The sequence below is a fragment of the Janthinobacterium amylolyticum genome, from assembly GCF_051380655.1.
Lineage (GTDB): Bacteria > Pseudomonadota > Gammaproteobacteria > Burkholderiales > Burkholderiaceae_D > Janthinobacterium.
The window spans coordinates 177,845-192,351 of record NZ_JBNYXL010000004.1; the positions used below are offsets into that span (position 1 = coordinate 177,845).

General features: G+C 61.5%; 11 protein-coding genes. 5 read left to right on the forward strand and 6 right to left on the reverse strand.

Annotated features, from left to right (window positions below; translation table 11 throughout):
* Nucleotides 1-23: 23 nt before the first annotated feature.
* From carB to ACQ4WR_RS10105, 4 genes are all read right to left on the reverse strand, one after another.
* Nucleotides 24-3,260, reverse strand: a complete 3,237-nt coding sequence (carB, locus tag ACQ4WR_RS10090; protein ID WP_436486996.1) for a carbamoyl-phosphate synthase large subunit — start codon at nt 3,258-3,260, stop codon at nt 24-26.
* Nucleotides 3,253-4,431 (reverse strand): glutamine-hydrolyzing carbamoyl-phosphate synthase small subunit, encoded by a 1,179-nt coding sequence (gene carA / locus ACQ4WR_RS10095; RefSeq protein WP_034757422.1) that lies wholly within the window; start codon nt 4,429-4,431, stop codon nt 3,253-3,255. Before carA ends, carB begins: the two co-directional genes overlap by 8 nt.
* A gap of 295 nt (nt 4,432-4,726) precedes the next feature.
* The gene (locus ACQ4WR_RS10100; RefSeq protein WP_034786036.1) at nt 4,727-5,134 is read right to left on the reverse strand and encodes a GlcG/HbpS family heme-binding protein; all 408 of its coding nucleotides are present in this window, start codon (nt 5,132-5,134) and stop codon (nt 4,727-4,729) included.
* Between the two features lie 59 nt (nt 5,135-5,193).
* A complete protein-coding gene (locus ACQ4WR_RS10105) occupies nt 5,194-6,105 on the reverse strand; it encodes a patatin-like phospholipase family protein (RefSeq protein WP_436486998.1) in 912 nt (303 codons plus the stop codon).
* A 283-nt stretch (nt 6,106-6,388) separates the two neighbouring features.
* Here ACQ4WR_RS10105 and ACQ4WR_RS10110 point away from each other — a divergent pair, with 283 nt between their 5' ends.
* From ACQ4WR_RS10110 to ACQ4WR_RS10120, 3 genes are all read left to right on the forward strand, one after another.
* On the forward strand, nt 6,389-6,658 hold the full coding sequence (locus ACQ4WR_RS10110; RefSeq protein WP_436486999.1) for a barstar family protein: 270 nt from the start codon (nt 6,389-6,391) through the stop codon (nt 6,656-6,658).
* A gap of 358 nt (nt 6,659-7,016) precedes the next feature.
* Nucleotides 7,017-8,723, forward strand: coding sequence for a 2-isopropylmalate synthase (gene leuA, locus ACQ4WR_RS10115; RefSeq protein WP_436487001.1), 1,707 nt, complete (start codon nt 7,017-7,019; stop codon nt 8,721-8,723).
* 178 nt (nt 8,724-8,901) lie between these two features.
* Nucleotides 8,902-10,512, forward strand: coding sequence for a methyl-accepting chemotaxis protein (locus ACQ4WR_RS10120; protein ID WP_436487003.1), 1,611 nt, complete (start codon nt 8,902-8,904; stop codon nt 10,510-10,512).
* 4 nt (nt 10,513-10,516) lie between these two features.
* Here ACQ4WR_RS10120 and egtB read toward each other — a convergent pair whose 3' ends face one another.
* Both egtB and egtD read right to left on the reverse strand, forming a co-directional pair.
* Nucleotides 10,517-11,761 (reverse strand): ergothioneine biosynthesis protein EgtB, encoded by a 1,245-nt coding sequence (gene egtB, locus ACQ4WR_RS10125; protein ID WP_436487004.1) that lies wholly within the window; start codon nt 11,759-11,761, stop codon nt 10,517-10,519.
* Between the two features lie 167 nt (nt 11,762-11,928).
* Nucleotides 11,929-12,915: an L-histidine N(alpha)-methyltransferase gene (gene egtD, locus ACQ4WR_RS10130; RefSeq protein ID WP_436487006.1), complete on the reverse strand. Its 987-nt coding sequence runs from the start codon at nt 12,913-12,915 to the stop codon at nt 11,929-11,931.
* Between the two features lie 357 nt (nt 12,916-13,272).
* Between egtD and ACQ4WR_RS10135 the strand changes: the two genes are divergently transcribed.
* Nucleotides 13,273-13,965, forward strand: coding sequence for an ABC transporter ATP-binding protein (locus ACQ4WR_RS10135; RefSeq protein ID WP_102295470.1), 693 nt, complete (start codon nt 13,273-13,275; stop codon nt 13,963-13,965).
* A 180-nt stretch (nt 13,966-14,145) separates the two neighbouring features.
* Nucleotides 14,146-14,433 carry a hypothetical protein gene (locus tag ACQ4WR_RS10140; protein WP_034786045.1) on the forward strand — a complete coding sequence of 96 codons (288 nt, stop codon included), beginning with the start codon at nt 14,146-14,148 and terminating at the stop codon, nt 14,431-14,433.
* Nucleotides 14,434-14,507 lie beyond the last annotated feature (74 nt).

A 14,507-nucleotide genomic window follows, 5' to 3' on the forward strand; every position in this document is an offset into this window, starting at 1 on the left:
GGTCACTGCAAATGACACGCGGACTATGCTTGCTGCAGGGTCTTGTGCAGGCCTTGCAGATCGTACACACGCAGCTCATCGAGGTGACGGATGCCCTCGACGGCTGCTTCCGCGCCGGCGATGGTGGTGTAGGTCGTCACGCGCGACGCCAGGGCCGACGTGCGGATGGCCCGCGAATCGACGATGGCGCTGCGTTTTTCTTCCACGGTGTTGATCACCAGCACGATTTCATGGTTCTTGATCATGTCGACCACGTGCGGACGGCCTTCGATCACCTTGTTCACAGGCGTGACGGCGATGCCGGCGGCAGCGATCACGGCGGCCGTGCCCTTGGTGGCAACCACGGTGAAACCGGACTCGACCAGGTCACGCGCCACTTGCACGGCGCGCGGCTTGTCCGACGCTTTCACGCTGATGAAGACCTTGCCCGATTTTGGCAGGTTCACGCCAGCGCCCAGTTGCGATTTCACAAACGCTTCGCCGAAGGTCAGGCCCACGCCCATGACTTCGCCCGTCGATTTCATTTCAGGGCCGAGGATGGTGTCCACGCCCGGGAACTTGACGAACGGGAACACGGCTTCCTTGACGCTGAAATACGGCGGCACGACTTCCTGCGTGATGCCTTGCGACGCCAGCGACTGGCCGACCATGCAGCGGGCGGCAATCTTCGCCAGCTGCAGACCCGTGGCTTTCGAGACGAAAGGCACGGTGCGCGACGCGCGCGGATTGACTTCCAGCACGAAGACGACGTCTTTCATTTCGCCATCGATCTCTTGCTTCTGGATCGCGAACTGCACGTTCATCAGGCCGACCACGTTCAAGCCCTTGGCCATCAGCGCCGTCTGGCGTTTCAGTTCATCAATGGTTTCTGGTGCCAGCGAGTATGGCGGCAAGGAGCAAGCCGAGTCGCCCGAGTGGACGCCAGCCTGTTCGATGTGTTCCATCACGCCGCCGATGAAGGTCGTTTCGCCGTCGGAGATGCAATCGACGTCGCACTCGATGGCGTCGTTCAGGAAGCGGTCCAGCAGCACCGGCGAATCGTGCGAGACCTTGACGGCTTCGCGCATGTAGCGCTCAAGGTCGCGCTGCTCGTGGACGATTTCCATGGCGCGGCCACCCAGCACGTACGATGGACGCACGACCAGCGGGTAGCCGATTTCCTGCGCCAGCGCCAGGGCGTCGGCTTCCGTGCGCGCGGTGCGGTTAGGCGGCTGACGCAGTTCCAGCTTGTGCAGCATCTGCTGGAAGCGCTCGCGGTCTTCGGCCGCATCGATCATGTCGGGCGAGGTGCCGATGATCGGCACGCCATTCGCTTCCAGGTCCAGCGCCAGCTTCAAAGGCGTCTGGCCGCCGTACTGCACGATCACGCCCACCGGTTTTTCGATGGCGACGATTTCCAGCACGTCTTCCAGGGTCAGGGACTCGAAGTACAGGCGGTCGGACGTGTCATAGTCGGTCGACACGGTTTCCGGGTTGCAGTTGACCATGATGGTTTCATAGCCGTCTTCGCGCATGGCGAGGGCCGCGTGGACGCAGCAATAGTCAAACTCGATACCCTGGCCGATACGGTTCGGGCCACCGCCCAATACCATGATCTTTTTCTTGTCGGTCGGGTTCGATTCGCACTCTTCGTCGTACGTGGAATACATGTACGCCGTGTCGGTCGAAAATTCCGCCGCGCAGGTGTCGACGCGCTTGTAGACGGGACGGATATTCAGTTCATGCCGCTTGGCGCGGATGGCAGAGTCCGATGTCTGCAGCAAAAAGCCCAGGCGGCGGTCCGAGAAGCCCTTCTGTTTCAACTTGTACAGGGTGTTCTTGTCCAGGTTTTCCAGCTTCTGCGTATCGAGCCACAGTTCCAGGTCGACGATTTCCTTGATCTGGATCAGGAACCATGGGTCGATCTTGGTCAGCTGGTGCACTTCTTCCAGGGTGAAACCCTGGGCAAACGCGTCGCCCACGTACCAGATGCGCTCAGGACCAGGCTCACCCAGTTCTTCTTCGATCTTTTCGCGGTCCTTGGTCTTTTCGTTCATGCCGTCCACGCCCACTTCCAGGCCGCGCAGGGCTTTCTGGAACGATTCCTGGAAGGTACGGCCAATCGCCATCACTTCGCCGACGGATTTCATCTGCGTCGTCAGGTGGTGGTCGGCGGTGGGGAATTTCTCGAACGTGAAACGCGGGATCTTGGTGACGACGTAATCGATCGAAGGCTCGAACGACGCCGGCGTGGCGCCGCCCGTGATTTCATTGCGCAGCTCGTCCAGGGTGAAACCGACGGCCAGCTTGGCGGCAATCTTGGCGATCGGGAAGCCTGTCGCTTTCGATGCCAAGGCCGACGAACGCGATACGCGCGGATTCATCTCGATGACGATCATGCGGCCATCGACGGGATTGATCGAAAATTGCACGTTCGAGCCACCGGTGTCGACGCCGATCTCGCGCAGCACTGCCAGCGAAGCATTGCGCATGATCTGGTATTCCTTGTCCGTCAGGGTTTGCGCAGGCGCTACCGTGATGGAGTCGCCCGTGTGCACGCCCATCGGGTCAAGGTTTTCGATCGAGCAGATGATGATGCAGTTGTCCGCCTTGTCGCGCACCACTTCCATCTCGTACTCTTTCCAGCCCAGCAACGACTCTTCGATCAGCAGCTCTTTCGTCGGCGATGCTTCCAGGCCGCGCTTGCAGATGGTTTCGAATTCTTCTTCGTTGTAGGCGATGCCGCCGCCGGAACCGCCCATGGTGAACGATGGACGGATGATGGTCGGGAAGCCCAGGGTGCGCTGCACGGCCCACGATTCTTCCATCGAGTGCGCCACGCCGGAACGTGCCGAACCGAGGCCGATCTTGGTCATCGCGTCCTTGAACTTGGAACGGTCTTCGGCCTTGTCGATGGCTTCCGGCGACGCGCCGATCAGCTCGACGTTGTATTTCGCCAGCACGCCATTGTTGAACAGGTCCAGCGCGCAGTTCAGCGCCGTCTGGCCGCCCATCGTCGGCAGGATCGCGTCAGGACGCTCCTTGGCGATGATGCGCTCGACCACCGACCAGGTGATCGGTTCGATGTAGGTGACGTCGGCCATTTCCGGGTCGGTCATGATGGTCGCAGGATTGCTGTTGACCAGGATGACTTTGTAGCCCTCTTCGCGCAGGGCCTTGCACGCTTGCGCGCCGGAATAATCGAATTCGCAGGCCTGGCCGATCACGATCGGACCAGCGCCAATAATCAGAATACTTTTGATATCTAAACGTTTAGGCATTTTTCTTTTTCTCCTCCGCAGCCATCAAGTTGATGAAGCGGTCAAACAGGTAAGCAACATCCATCGGGCCCGGCGACGCTTCAGGGTGGCCCTGGAAGCAGAAGGCCGGCTTGTCCGTGCGGGCAAAGCCCTGCAGGGAACCGTCGAACAGCGATTCATGGGTCACGCGGCAGTTCGCGGGCAGAGTTGCCGCGTCAACGGCGAAACCGTGGTTTTGCGAGGTAATCAGGACCTGTTTCGTTTCCAGGTCTTGCACCGGGTGGTTGGCACCGTGGTGGCCGAACTTCATCTTCAAGGTTTTCGCGCCGGAAGCGATGGCCATGATCTGGTGACCGAGACAGATGCCGAAGGTTGGAATGCCCTTCTCGATCAGCTCTTTAGTCGCGGCAATCGCGTAATCGCATGGTTCCGGATCGCCGGGACCGTTCGACAGGAAGATGCCGTCCGGGTTCAACGCCAGGGCGTCGGCAGCCGTCGCTTGCGCCGGCAGCACGGTGACTTTGCAGCCGCGCGCCGTCAGCATGCGCAGGATGTTGCGCTTGACGCCGTAGTCGAAGGCGACCACGTGGTATTTCGCATCGGCATCGGCCAGCTGGCCGTAGCCTGCACCCAGGGTCCATTCCGTTTCGCGGTATTCGTAGGCGTCCTTGCTTGACACTACCTTGGCCAGGTCCATGCCGGCCAGGCCGGGGAAGGAGCGGGCCAGTTCCAGCGCTTGCGCGGCGGATGGCTCGTTGCCTTGCGTGCCCACCAGGATGGCGCCGCCCTGCGCACCTTTTTCACGCAGGATGCGCGTGAGCTTGCGTGTATCGATGCCGGCGATGGCGACGATATTTTCAGCTTTGAGGTAGTCGGACAGGGAGAGGGTGGAACGGAAATTGGATGCCAGCAATGGCAGATCGCGGATGATGAGGCCAGCGGCGTGAACCTTGGAAGATTCGACGTCTTCCGGATTGACGCCTGTATTGCCGATATGGGGATAGGTCAGGGTGACCATCTGGCGGCAATAGCTTGGGTCGGTAAGGATTTCCTGATACCCGGTCATGGAGGTGTTGAAAACAACCTCACCCGTGGTATGACCGGCGGCACCGATCGAAAAACCTTTAAAGATCGTTCCATCAGCAAGCGCTAATATGGCTGGAACGGCAGGGCCAGAAAAAAATGGCGGCAAGGGCAACTCCTGATAAAGTTACCGTAGCTGCGCCACGTCAGACCGACCGCCTAGCTACCCGAGCCAGATGCACTCAGGGCGTTTCAACGGTCATTTTGAATGAGGGGATGGGTAGTCGCTACGGTATATGTGTGATTGGCTAAACCTTTGAATTATAACCAAAAGGGAGCTTTTCCACAAGGAAGAAAATATGGATTCCGCTGCATTTTTTTGCGCAGCAGCATAAAACCTGCGCCCCATGAAAAAAGCCGCCCGGCTTGCGCGGGGCGGCTGGTTCTGCAACTGCGGCTACTACTCAGGCCGTCAGGGCCGCAATGCCCGCTTTCGCGATTTGCGCATCTTCCGCCGATTTCACGCCCGAGACACCGACCGCGCCCACGTAGTGACCGTCGAACACGATGGGTACGCCGCCTTCCAGCAAGCCGTCGATTTCCGGCGCGCTCAGGAACGACACGCGGCCGCCATTGATCATCTCTTCATAGATGCGCGATTCGCGGCGACCCAGCGCGGCCGTCTTGGCCTTCGATGGGGCGATGTGCGACGAGATCGGCGCCACGCCATCCATGCGCTGCAGCCACAGCAAGTGGCCGCCGTCGTCGACGATGGCGATCGTGACCGCCCAGTTATTCTTGACCGCTTCCGCTTCGGCGGCGGCAGCGATTTTCTTCACGTCATCCAGGGTCAAAATCGGTTTCGATTGCATGAGGCATCCTTGTTATGTTGAAACAAAATTGTATACGAAATGCGCAAGGCAACCAGCCCTTACTGCTCGCGCTTGGCTTTCAGCTTTTGCTTGAGCTGCGCCATGACGGCAAAGGTCGCCTGCTCGCCCGCCAGGATGGCCTGGTTGCGGCTGTTGAAATCATTGCCCTTCATGGTACCCAGGCTGGGCTGGATGACCACGTCCGCATCCTTCAATTCAAACTGGTTGATGCGCTGGCCCATGATGGCGAACGTCTGCATCAGCACTTCCATCGAGCTGATGGCTTTTTGCGTATCCGTCTGCGACGAGATATTCACGGCGATGATGAAATCGGCACCCATGTCGCGCGCGAAGCGCACGGGCACGGGCGCGACGAGGCCGCCATCAACATAGGTATGGCCGGAAATCGTCACGGGCTGGAACACGCCAGGCACGGCCGACGAGGCGCGCACGGCCATGCCGGTATTGCCGCGCTGAAAGAGGATCGGCTGCCCGTTCTTCAGATCGGTTGCCACCACGCCAAACGGTATCTTGAGTTTTTCCAGCGGCACGCCGCCGACAGCCTTGTTGACATAGCTTTGCAGCGCTTCGCCCTTCAGCACGCCGGACGACTTGCCGAACAGGGGCAAGGCCCAGTCGGAAATGGCCGCTTCGTCCATGTCGAAGGCCATCTTTTGCAGGGCGAAGCCATTGTTGCCCGCCGCATACAGGGCGCCCACCACGCTGCCGGCGCTGGTGCCGGTAACGATGTCGGCCTGTATGCCCTGCGATTCGAGCGCCTTGATCACGCCGATGTGCGCGAAACCGCGCGCCGCGCCGCCGCCCAGCGCCAGGCCGATCTTGATCTTGCGCGGCGTGACGGCCATGGGTTCGGGTGGCGTCAATACTTGTACGGGTTTCGGGGCGGTGGTATCGCAACCGGCCAGCACGAAGGCGGCCAGGGCAAGCAGGGTCAGGCGTTTAGGGGACATGGTGGAGAGGGGAAACCGCGCGCGGCAGTGGCAATAAAGGAGAGCCGATTGTAGCGCAAGCGGGGCCGCCGGCACTGAAGCCTGTCTTAAATGTTTACAATTGACAAGTTTCAAACGCGTGGGAGGCTAGCCTGCCAGCAGACTGCTGCTAGACTGGCGCCTGGACTTTTCCATCACTCCTTATGACCAAAGAATATCAATTTACCGGCAGCCGGGCCTTGAGCGGCATGCGGTACCAGCCGCAAGACCTGCTCAAGGGCAACGTGTGACTCGGCCCGGCCTTGTGACCATCGACTTGCGCGATATCCACTCGCCGCGCCAGTTGCATGCGGCCCTGGCGGCCGCGCTGGTCTTCCCTTCCTTTTATGGCATGAACTGGGATGCGTTCTGGGATGCCGTCACCGGCCTGGTGGAGATGCCGCAACAGCTGAAACTGCTGGGCTGGCAGGCTTTCGCCGCGCGCCTGCCGCACGACGCCGCCGTGCTGCGGCGCATCCTGACGCGCATGGCAGAGGAAATGCCGAACGAGGCGCCACACGTGCATTACGTGTAAAACGGAAACGCTTGACAGCCGCGCCCGACTTCCCGTACATTAAGCGCATGTCCTCCTTCAAACATCCATCCCCTTCCCTGCTGTCGCTATCGCGACTACTGCTAGCACGCGCATAAGTTTGCCGCATTGCTTCGCCTGGCCACACGCCGGCGTGTTTCAAAAACCCTGGAAGGTTTGATGATGTTTGCACCATCCCCATTCGTACACGTAGTTCCCCCTGCGACCGCCCCCGCTGGCATCGTCGCTGCACCACACCTGCTATCGCTACCGATCGCTTGCCTGGCCTAGTGTTGCGTGGCCGCCCGGCAAGCTTGCGCCACAACCATTGATTTCCCCCTATCTTCAGGAGTACCCGATCATGATGTTGCAGAACCCAGCTTCCAAATACCGCGCCTTTCCTCCCGTCAAATTGACCGACCGTCAATGGCCAAACCAGATCATCAGCAAACCGCCTATCTGGATGAGCACCGACTTGCGTGACGGCAACCAGTCGCTGATCGAGCCGATGAGCGCGGAAAAGAAGCTGCGGTTCTTCGAGATGCTGATCGCCATCGGCCTGAAGGAAATCGAAGTGGGCTTCCCTTCCGCATCGCAGACGGACTTCGATTTCGTGCGCAAGCTCGTCGATGAAGGCCGCATCCCCGACGACGTCACCATCATCGTGCTGACCCAGTCGCGCGAGGAACTGATACGCCGCACGGTGGAATCCGTCGTCGGCGCCAAGCGCGCCATCATCCACCTGTACAACTCCGTGGCGCCCGTGTTCCGCAAGGTCGTGTTCGGCATGTCGCGCGAGAAAATCACGCAGATCGCCACCAGCGGCACCACCCTCGTGAAACAACTGGTGGCGCAGCACCCGCAAACGGAATGGGGCTTTGAATACACGCCGGAATCGTTCTCCACCACGGAACTCGATTTCTCCAAGCACATCTGCGACGCCGTCAGCGCCATCTGGAAGCCGACTCCCGCCAACAAGATGATCATCAACCTGCCATCGACCGTGGAATGCAGCACGCCCAACGTGTATGCGGACCAGATCGAATGGATGTCGCGCAAGCTGGCGCGCCGCGATTCCATCATCATCAGCGTGCACCCGCATAACGACCGCGGCACGGCCGTCGCCTCGGCCGAACTGGCCGTCATGGCGGGCGCCGACCGCGTGGAAGGCTGTTTGTTCGGCAATGGCGAGCGCACCGGCAACGTCGACCTGGTGACGTTGGCGATGAACCTGTACACGCAAGGCGTGCATCCGGGCCTGGATTTTTCCGACATCGACAGCGTGCGCAAGTGCGTGGAAGAATGCAACCAGCTGCCCGTCCACCCGCGCCATCCGTATGCGGGCGACCTGGTGTTTACCGCGTTTTCCGGCTCGCACCAGGATGCGATCAAGAAGGGTTTCGCCAAGCAGCAGCCGGACAGCATCTGGGAAGTGCCGTACTTGCCGATCGACCCGGCCGACCTGGGCCGCAGCTACGACGCCGTGATCCGCGTCAACAGCCAGTCCGGCAAGGGTGGCATAGCCTACCTGCTGGAACAGGAATACGGCCTGGTCTTGCCGCGCCGCCTGCAGATCGAATTCTCGCGCGCCGTGCAAGCCGTGGCCGACGCCACGGGCCGCGAAATCGCCGCGCAGGATATCCACGATATCTTCCAGAAGGAATACCTGGAGCAGACGGCGCCGTACGCCTACGCTTCGCACCGCATGGTGGAAGACACGAGCAGCGACGAATCCGTGCAAATCGACATCAGCCTGTCGCACCGCCAGTCGCCGCTGGCCCTGCAAGGCGGCGGCAATGGTCCCATCGACGCCTTCGTCAATGCGCTGGGCCTGGACATCAAGCTGATGGACTACCATGAACACTCGATCGGCTCCGGCGCCAACGCGCAGGCCGCCTGCTATGTCGAATTGCGCCTCGATAACGGCCCGACCCTGTTCGGCGCCGCCATCGACAGCAACATCGTCACCGCCTCGTTCAAGGCCGTGCTGTCGGCCGTGAACCGTCGCATCAAGCAAACGGAAGCGGAAAAAACAACAGCGGCAGAGGTCGTCGCCAGCGACGCCTGAATACGCGCCAGCCCCTCCTCATAGGGAAAAAAAGCGGTACGGCTTGATCGCCGTGCCGCTTTTTCATTTCTCTTGGGCAATTAGTAGTGCAAATCAGGTATGCCCGACCGTATAATCATTTCATAACAAGACCAGCGGAGACAGATCGAGACAGATCATTAGCTACCGAGGGAATAAAATGAAATTGACGGATATGAAGATAGGCGTGCGCCTGGGCGCGGTTTTTGGCGTGGTGCTGCTGTTGATGGCAGTGCTGGTAGGCACGGGCCTTTTCCGGCTGGACAAGATCGGCGCGCTCAGCGAAGCCATCATCGAGAAAGACTGGGCCAAGGCCGACGCCATCACCACCATCCGCAGCACCACGCGTTCGAACGCTGCACTGGTGCTGGAGCTGTTCATCCATGAAGATCCGGCCCGCGCCAACGCCATCCACGGCGAAATCGACGCCAACAAGGCTACCATCACCGATGCGCTGGCCATCCTCGACCACCTGATCGTGCTGCCTGAAGGCAAGGAGCTGCTGGCCACGCTGAAGCAGCAGCGCAAGGCCTATGTCGTCTCGTTCAGCCAGGCGGACAAGCTGCTGGTAGCGGGACAGCGCGCGGAAGCGGCCAAGCACGTGCGCGACGATACCCTGCCGGCCCTGAATCAATTGCAAAAAACGGTGAACCGCCTGAATGACATCCAGCGCGGCGTTGTCGTGCATGGCGGCCAGCAAATCCAGCAGAATATTTCCGCAGCCAATGTGCTGATGGCCAGCCTGGGCACCGCCGCCCTGCTGCTGGGCGTGCTCTTTGCCTGGCGGGTGACGCGCTCGATCACCACGCCGATCGCCTATGCCCTGCGCGTGGCGCAAGCCGTGGCCGCAGGCGACCTGAGCAGCAAAATCGCCGCCGACGGCAAGGATGAGGCAGGCCAGCTGCTGCAGGCGCTGCGCGACATGAACAATAACCTGGCCACCCTGGTGGGCCAAGTGCGCGGCGGCACAAGCACCATCGCCGTGGCCTCAAGCCAGATCGCCAGCGGCAATGCCGACCTGTCGGCCCGCACGGAAGCGCAGGCCAGCGCGCTGGAAGAAACGGCCTCGTCGATGATCGAACTGACGGGCACCGTGCGCAGCAACAGCGACAACGCGCGCCAGGCCGACACGCTGGCTCGCTCGGCGTCGGAAATCGCCCAGCGCGGCGGCTCGGCCATGGCGGAAGTGGTCGGCACCATGGATGCCATCAACGCCTCGTCGCGCAAGATCGTCGACATCATCGCCGTCATCGACGGCATCGCCTTCCAGACGAATATCCTGGCGCTGAACGCGGCCGTGGAAGCTGCACGCGCCGGCGAACAGGGACGCGGCTTTGCGGTAGTGGCCTCGGAAGTGCGCAATCTGGCGCAAAGGTCGGCGGCGGCCGCCAAGGAAATCAAGGAACTGATCGCCGACTCCGTCAGCAGGGTCGGGCAGGGCGCGCAGCTGGTCAGCCAGGCGGGCGCCACGATGGATGAAGTGGTGGCCAGCGTGGGCCGGGTCAGCGATATCGTCGGCGAAATCAGCGTTGCCAACCACGAGCAGAGCGAAGGCATCGAGCAGATCAATGCCGCCATCATGCAGATGGACCAGACGACGCAGCAAAATGCGGCCCTCGTCGAGGAAGCGGCTGCGGCGGCGGCGGCCATGCATGAACAGGCGGGCGAACTGGAAACCCTGGTCAGCCAGTTCAAGCTGGAGCGGCCTGAGCCTGGCAGCGCCAAGGCGCCAGCCCGCCCGGCGCCTTCCGCTGTCCCGCGCTTGGGCTAACTGGCTATTCCACCTGGCGCGCCAGGCGGATGCCGGAAAATTGCCAGCGCGCCCCGGCCGGGAAGAAATTGCGGTAGCTGGCGCGCGCGTGGCCGGCCGGCGTGGCGCAGGACGAGCCGCGCAGCACATACTGGTTCAGCATGAACTTGCCGTTGTATTCGCCGAGCGCGCCGGGCGCCGTGCGGTAGCCCGGATACGGCGCATAGCTGCTGCTGGTCCATTGCCAGCAGTGGCCGAACATTTGCCGCAAGCCCTTACCCGCCACAGCGGACGCACCGGCGGCCGGATGCAGCCGCCCCACTTCCATCTCAACGCCTTGCGCCGCCACTTCCCACTCCGCTTCCGTCGGCAGACGCGCGCCGGCCCAGTGCGCATACGCATCGGCCTCGAACAGCGACAGATGCGTGGCCGGCGCGGCCGCGTCGAGCGGGCGCAAGCCATATAAAGTGAACTCCTGCCAGCGGCCGGCGTCATCGCGCTGCCAGTACAGTGGGCACTGCAAGCTCTGGCTGCGCACCCAGTCCCAGCCTTCGGCCAGCCATAGATGCGCCGTGCGGTAGCCGCCCGCCTCGATAAAGGCGAGAAATTCGCCATTCGTCACCAGCGCGCTGGCCAGCTGGAACGGCGCCACGTATTGCGGATGGCGCGGCAATTCATTGTCAAAGCAAAAGCCGTCGCCCGCATGGCCGATCTGCGCCAGGCCGCCGTCGAAGGCGATCCAGGCCGGCGTCGGCGCTGGCTGTGGCGCTGCTGCCGGCACCGCGCTGTCCAGATAGGCGGGAAACAAGGCACTCTGCGCCAGCAGGTGCTTGACGTCCGTCAACAGCAATTCCTGGTGCTGCTGCTCGTGTTCGAGGCCCAGCGCCAGCAGCATGGTCAGCCGTTCGCGCTCGGGACGCGCCAGCTCGCCCGCCAGCAGGCGGCCGATGCGCGCATCGACATTCGCCCGGTAGGCGCGCACGACATCCATGCCGGGCCGCGTCAGCAAGCCCCGCTGGGCGCGCGGATGCTTGTCGCCCACGCCGTTGTAATACGAGTTGAACAGCACGCGGAAGGCCGGATGAAACGGCGCGAAGGCCGTTTCCATACTTTCCAGGATGAAGGTTTCAAAAAACCAGGTGGTATGCGCCAGATGCCATTTCACGGGGCTGGCGTCCGGCATCGACTGCGCGCCGCAATCCTCGTCGGACAACGGTTCGGCCAGCAGCAGCGAATGCCGGCGCACCTTGTGGTAGTGATCGATCAGCATGGTGGTCTTTTTCAGTTTTCTGTTGGCATCTTGAACGGGTGACAAAAGCGTAGCGAGCGGCAGTGATTTGTGGCCACGAAGCGCAACGCCACTTTGCTACGGGGCGCCGGGCCGGCAAGCCCCGCAGGCCGCAAAGCGCGACGCGCAGCAGGTTTGGCCTGGCGTTGTCAGTCGCGGATGACGCGGGCGTAAATCACGGCGAACCACTGCTGCGGGTCCGTCCACACTTGTGCGGCGGAAAACCCCGCCTGTTCCAGCAAGCCGACAAAACCGGCACGCGTGTATTTGTAGCTGTCTTCCGTGTGGATGCGTTCGCCTTTCGCAAAGCGCCGCTGGCCACCCTGCCAGCGCACGAGCTGCTCGCTGCGCGCTTCCAGGTGCATCTCGACCCGGCTTTCATCGGCATTGAAAAAGCCGTGGTGGCGCCAGGCGCGCACGTCGAAATCGGCGCCGATCAGGCCATTCACGTGGCGCAGCATGTTCAGGTTGAAGGCAGCCGTGACGCCCAGCGCGTCGTCATAGGCGGCGTCGAGGATGGCATCGTCCTTGATCAGGTCGACGCCGATCAGCAAGCCGCCGTCGTCGCCGGCATTCGCCCGCAGGCGGCGCAAAAAGGCGATGGCTTGCTCGGGCGCAAAATTGCCAATCGACGAACCTGGATAAAAGAACAGGCGCCGCGCATCGCGCACGCTGGCCGGCAAGTCAAGGCGGCTGGAAAAATCCAGGCCCAGGCCCGTCATCTCGATGTGCGGAAAGCGCTGCTGCAGGCGGCCCAGCGATTCACTGAGGAAATCGTAGGAAATATCCACGGCCACGTATTGCGCCGGATGCAGCAGCGGGAACAGGCCGGCGGCCTTGGCGCAATTGCCCGCGCCCAGGTCGATCAGGGTGCTGCCCGGCCCCACCGCGTGCGCGATGTCGGCGCCGTGGCGGGCAAAGATGGCCGCCTCGGTGCGCGTCGGATAATACTCGGGCAAGGCGCAGATGGCCTCGAACAGCTTGGAGCCGAGGGTATCGTACAGATACTTGGGCGAGGTGCTGGCAGCGCGCGCCAGCAGGCCGCTGCTGATCTCGGCAAGCGTGGCTGGCGTGGCGCTGGCCGCCTGGCTGGCGGGACGGAAATCGGACGTATTCTGGGCAAGTGGCATGGTCATGGGCTGGCGTCGTCTCTCAAGGTTCATGAAGGGCTTGCTCGGCTTGCACCTGCCAGCTGGTTCCTGGCCGCCGCTCGCGCCGCAGACCCCGCTGCGGCCCGCGAGGGGCGCCTTTGCCGATGCTTGCCGATGACTTTTTCCCATCATAGCGGAATCCTGCCGGGCCAGCCGTGCGGCAGGTAACTTAAGGTCAACCCCGGCAGAAAAAGGGGCCGCACGCTTAAAAGTGGTATTGCCAAGCAAAAAGGATAAGCCTGTCGTATACTACACATTGCCGGCCAAACAATCCGCGCGCCATTGTCGTCCCCAGGCCCCCCTCTCCCCCGCGTGCCTCCCTTTACGATAGTCGTTTATACCATGCTCGAATTGCGCCATCTGTCGAAGTCCTATGCCAATGCCCGGCCTGTCCTGGCCAACCTTTCCTGCCGTTTTCAGGCGGGAGAATTCATCGCCATCATGGGCGACTCGGGCGTCGGCAAGTCGACCTTGCTGAACCTGATCGCCGGCCTCGATACGCCCGATGCGGGTGCCGAAGCGCACCCTATCCTGGTGGACGGCATTGCCATGTCCAGCCTCGATGACGCCGCCGCGACCCGGCTGCGTCGCGCCCGCATGGGCTTTATTTTCCAGGCCTTCCACGTCTTGCCGCACCTGACCCTGCTGCAAAACGTGGCCTTGCCGCTGCTGCTCAACGGCCTGCCCCAGGAGCGTGCCGCCAGCATGCTCGAGGCGGTCGGCCTGGGCGGGCGCGGCGGCGACTTTCCGCAGCAACTGTCGGGTGGCGAAATGCAGCGCGTGGCGATTGCCCGCGCCCTCGTGCACAAGCCGGCGCTGGTGCTGGCCGATGAGCCTACCGGCAATCTCGACCCCGACACGGCACACAGCATCCTGCAATTGCTGCGCGCCGAAATCAAGGCCAACGGCAGTTGCGCGATCATGGTCACGCATTCGCTGGCCGCCGCCGAAATGGCGGACAGGACCATGATTCTGACGAAAAGCGGATTACAAAATACAACAATCGTCAACCGAATTGATCAAACAATCAGTTAATTTAACTGACCATGTATCACAAGTTTTGTTATCGTAGTATTATTGAAAACACTTGCCTGGTTATCAATGTTTTAACGCGAATGTTGTACTACGTCACCCGGACAGCCGTACTGCGATGACGAACTATAGCCAGGGCCGCTCAATTGGCCCTGTCCCTTGCATAACCTGAAGGAGGAGTAAATGAACGTTCGGCAAAAGAAGCTGGAAATGATTGAAGCGATGAACCGGGCGCGTGCGCTCGAACCATCGAGTTTTGTGCCCAACAAGCTGCTCGATACCCTGATCGAGAAGATGAATCTGAAAAATGATGCGGAACTGTGCCGTGTGCTGGAAGTACAGCCCCCCATCATCAGCAAGATTCGGCACGGCAAACTGTCGGTCGGTGCAACGATTTTATTGCGCATGCATGAAAAATCGGACATCACCATCCGCGAACTGAAGGAACTGTCCGCTACACCGGTACATTGAAACACCACGCTGTTGTCTTGCCTTGCCAGGCACTCAGGTTCCCGGCGCCATGAACTTTTGCCATGAAATTCGCG

What these genes read in the sequence shown, in the direction of transcription:
- carB (WP_436486996.1), bottom strand. Translation starts at nt 3,260, where the DNA reads ATGCCTAAACGTTTAGATATCAAAAGTATTCTGATTATTGGCGCTGGT.
- ACQ4WR_RS10100 (WP_034786036.1), bottom strand. Translation starts at nt 5,134, where the DNA reads ATGCAATCGAAACCGATTTTGACCCTGGATGACGTGAAGAAAATCGCT.
- ACQ4WR_RS10105 (WP_436486998.1), bottom strand. Translation starts at nt 6,105, where the DNA reads ATGTCCCCTAAACGCCTGACCCTGCTTGCCCTGGCCGCCTTCGTGCTG.
- leuA (WP_436487001.1), top strand. Translation starts at nt 7,017, where the DNA reads ATGATGTTGCAGAACCCAGCTTCCAAATACCGCGCCTTTCCTCCCGTC.
- ACQ4WR_RS10120 (WP_436487003.1), top strand. Translation starts at nt 8,902, where the DNA reads ATGAAATTGACGGATATGAAGATAGGCGTGCGCCTGGGCGCGGTTTTT.
- egtB (WP_436487004.1), bottom strand. Translation starts at nt 11,761, where the DNA reads ATGCTGATCGATCACTACCACAAGGTGCGCCGGCATTCGCTGCTGCTG.
- egtD (WP_436487006.1), bottom strand. Translation starts at nt 12,915, where the DNA reads ATGACCATGCCACTTGCCCAGAATACGTCCGATTTCCGTCCCGCCAGC.
- ACQ4WR_RS10135 (WP_102295470.1), top strand. Translation starts at nt 13,273, where the DNA reads ATGCTCGAATTGCGCCATCTGTCGAAGTCCTATGCCAATGCCCGGCCT.
- ACQ4WR_RS10140 (WP_034786045.1), top strand. Translation starts at nt 14,146, where the DNA reads ATGAACGTTCGGCAAAAGAAGCTGGAAATGATTGAAGCGATGAACCGG.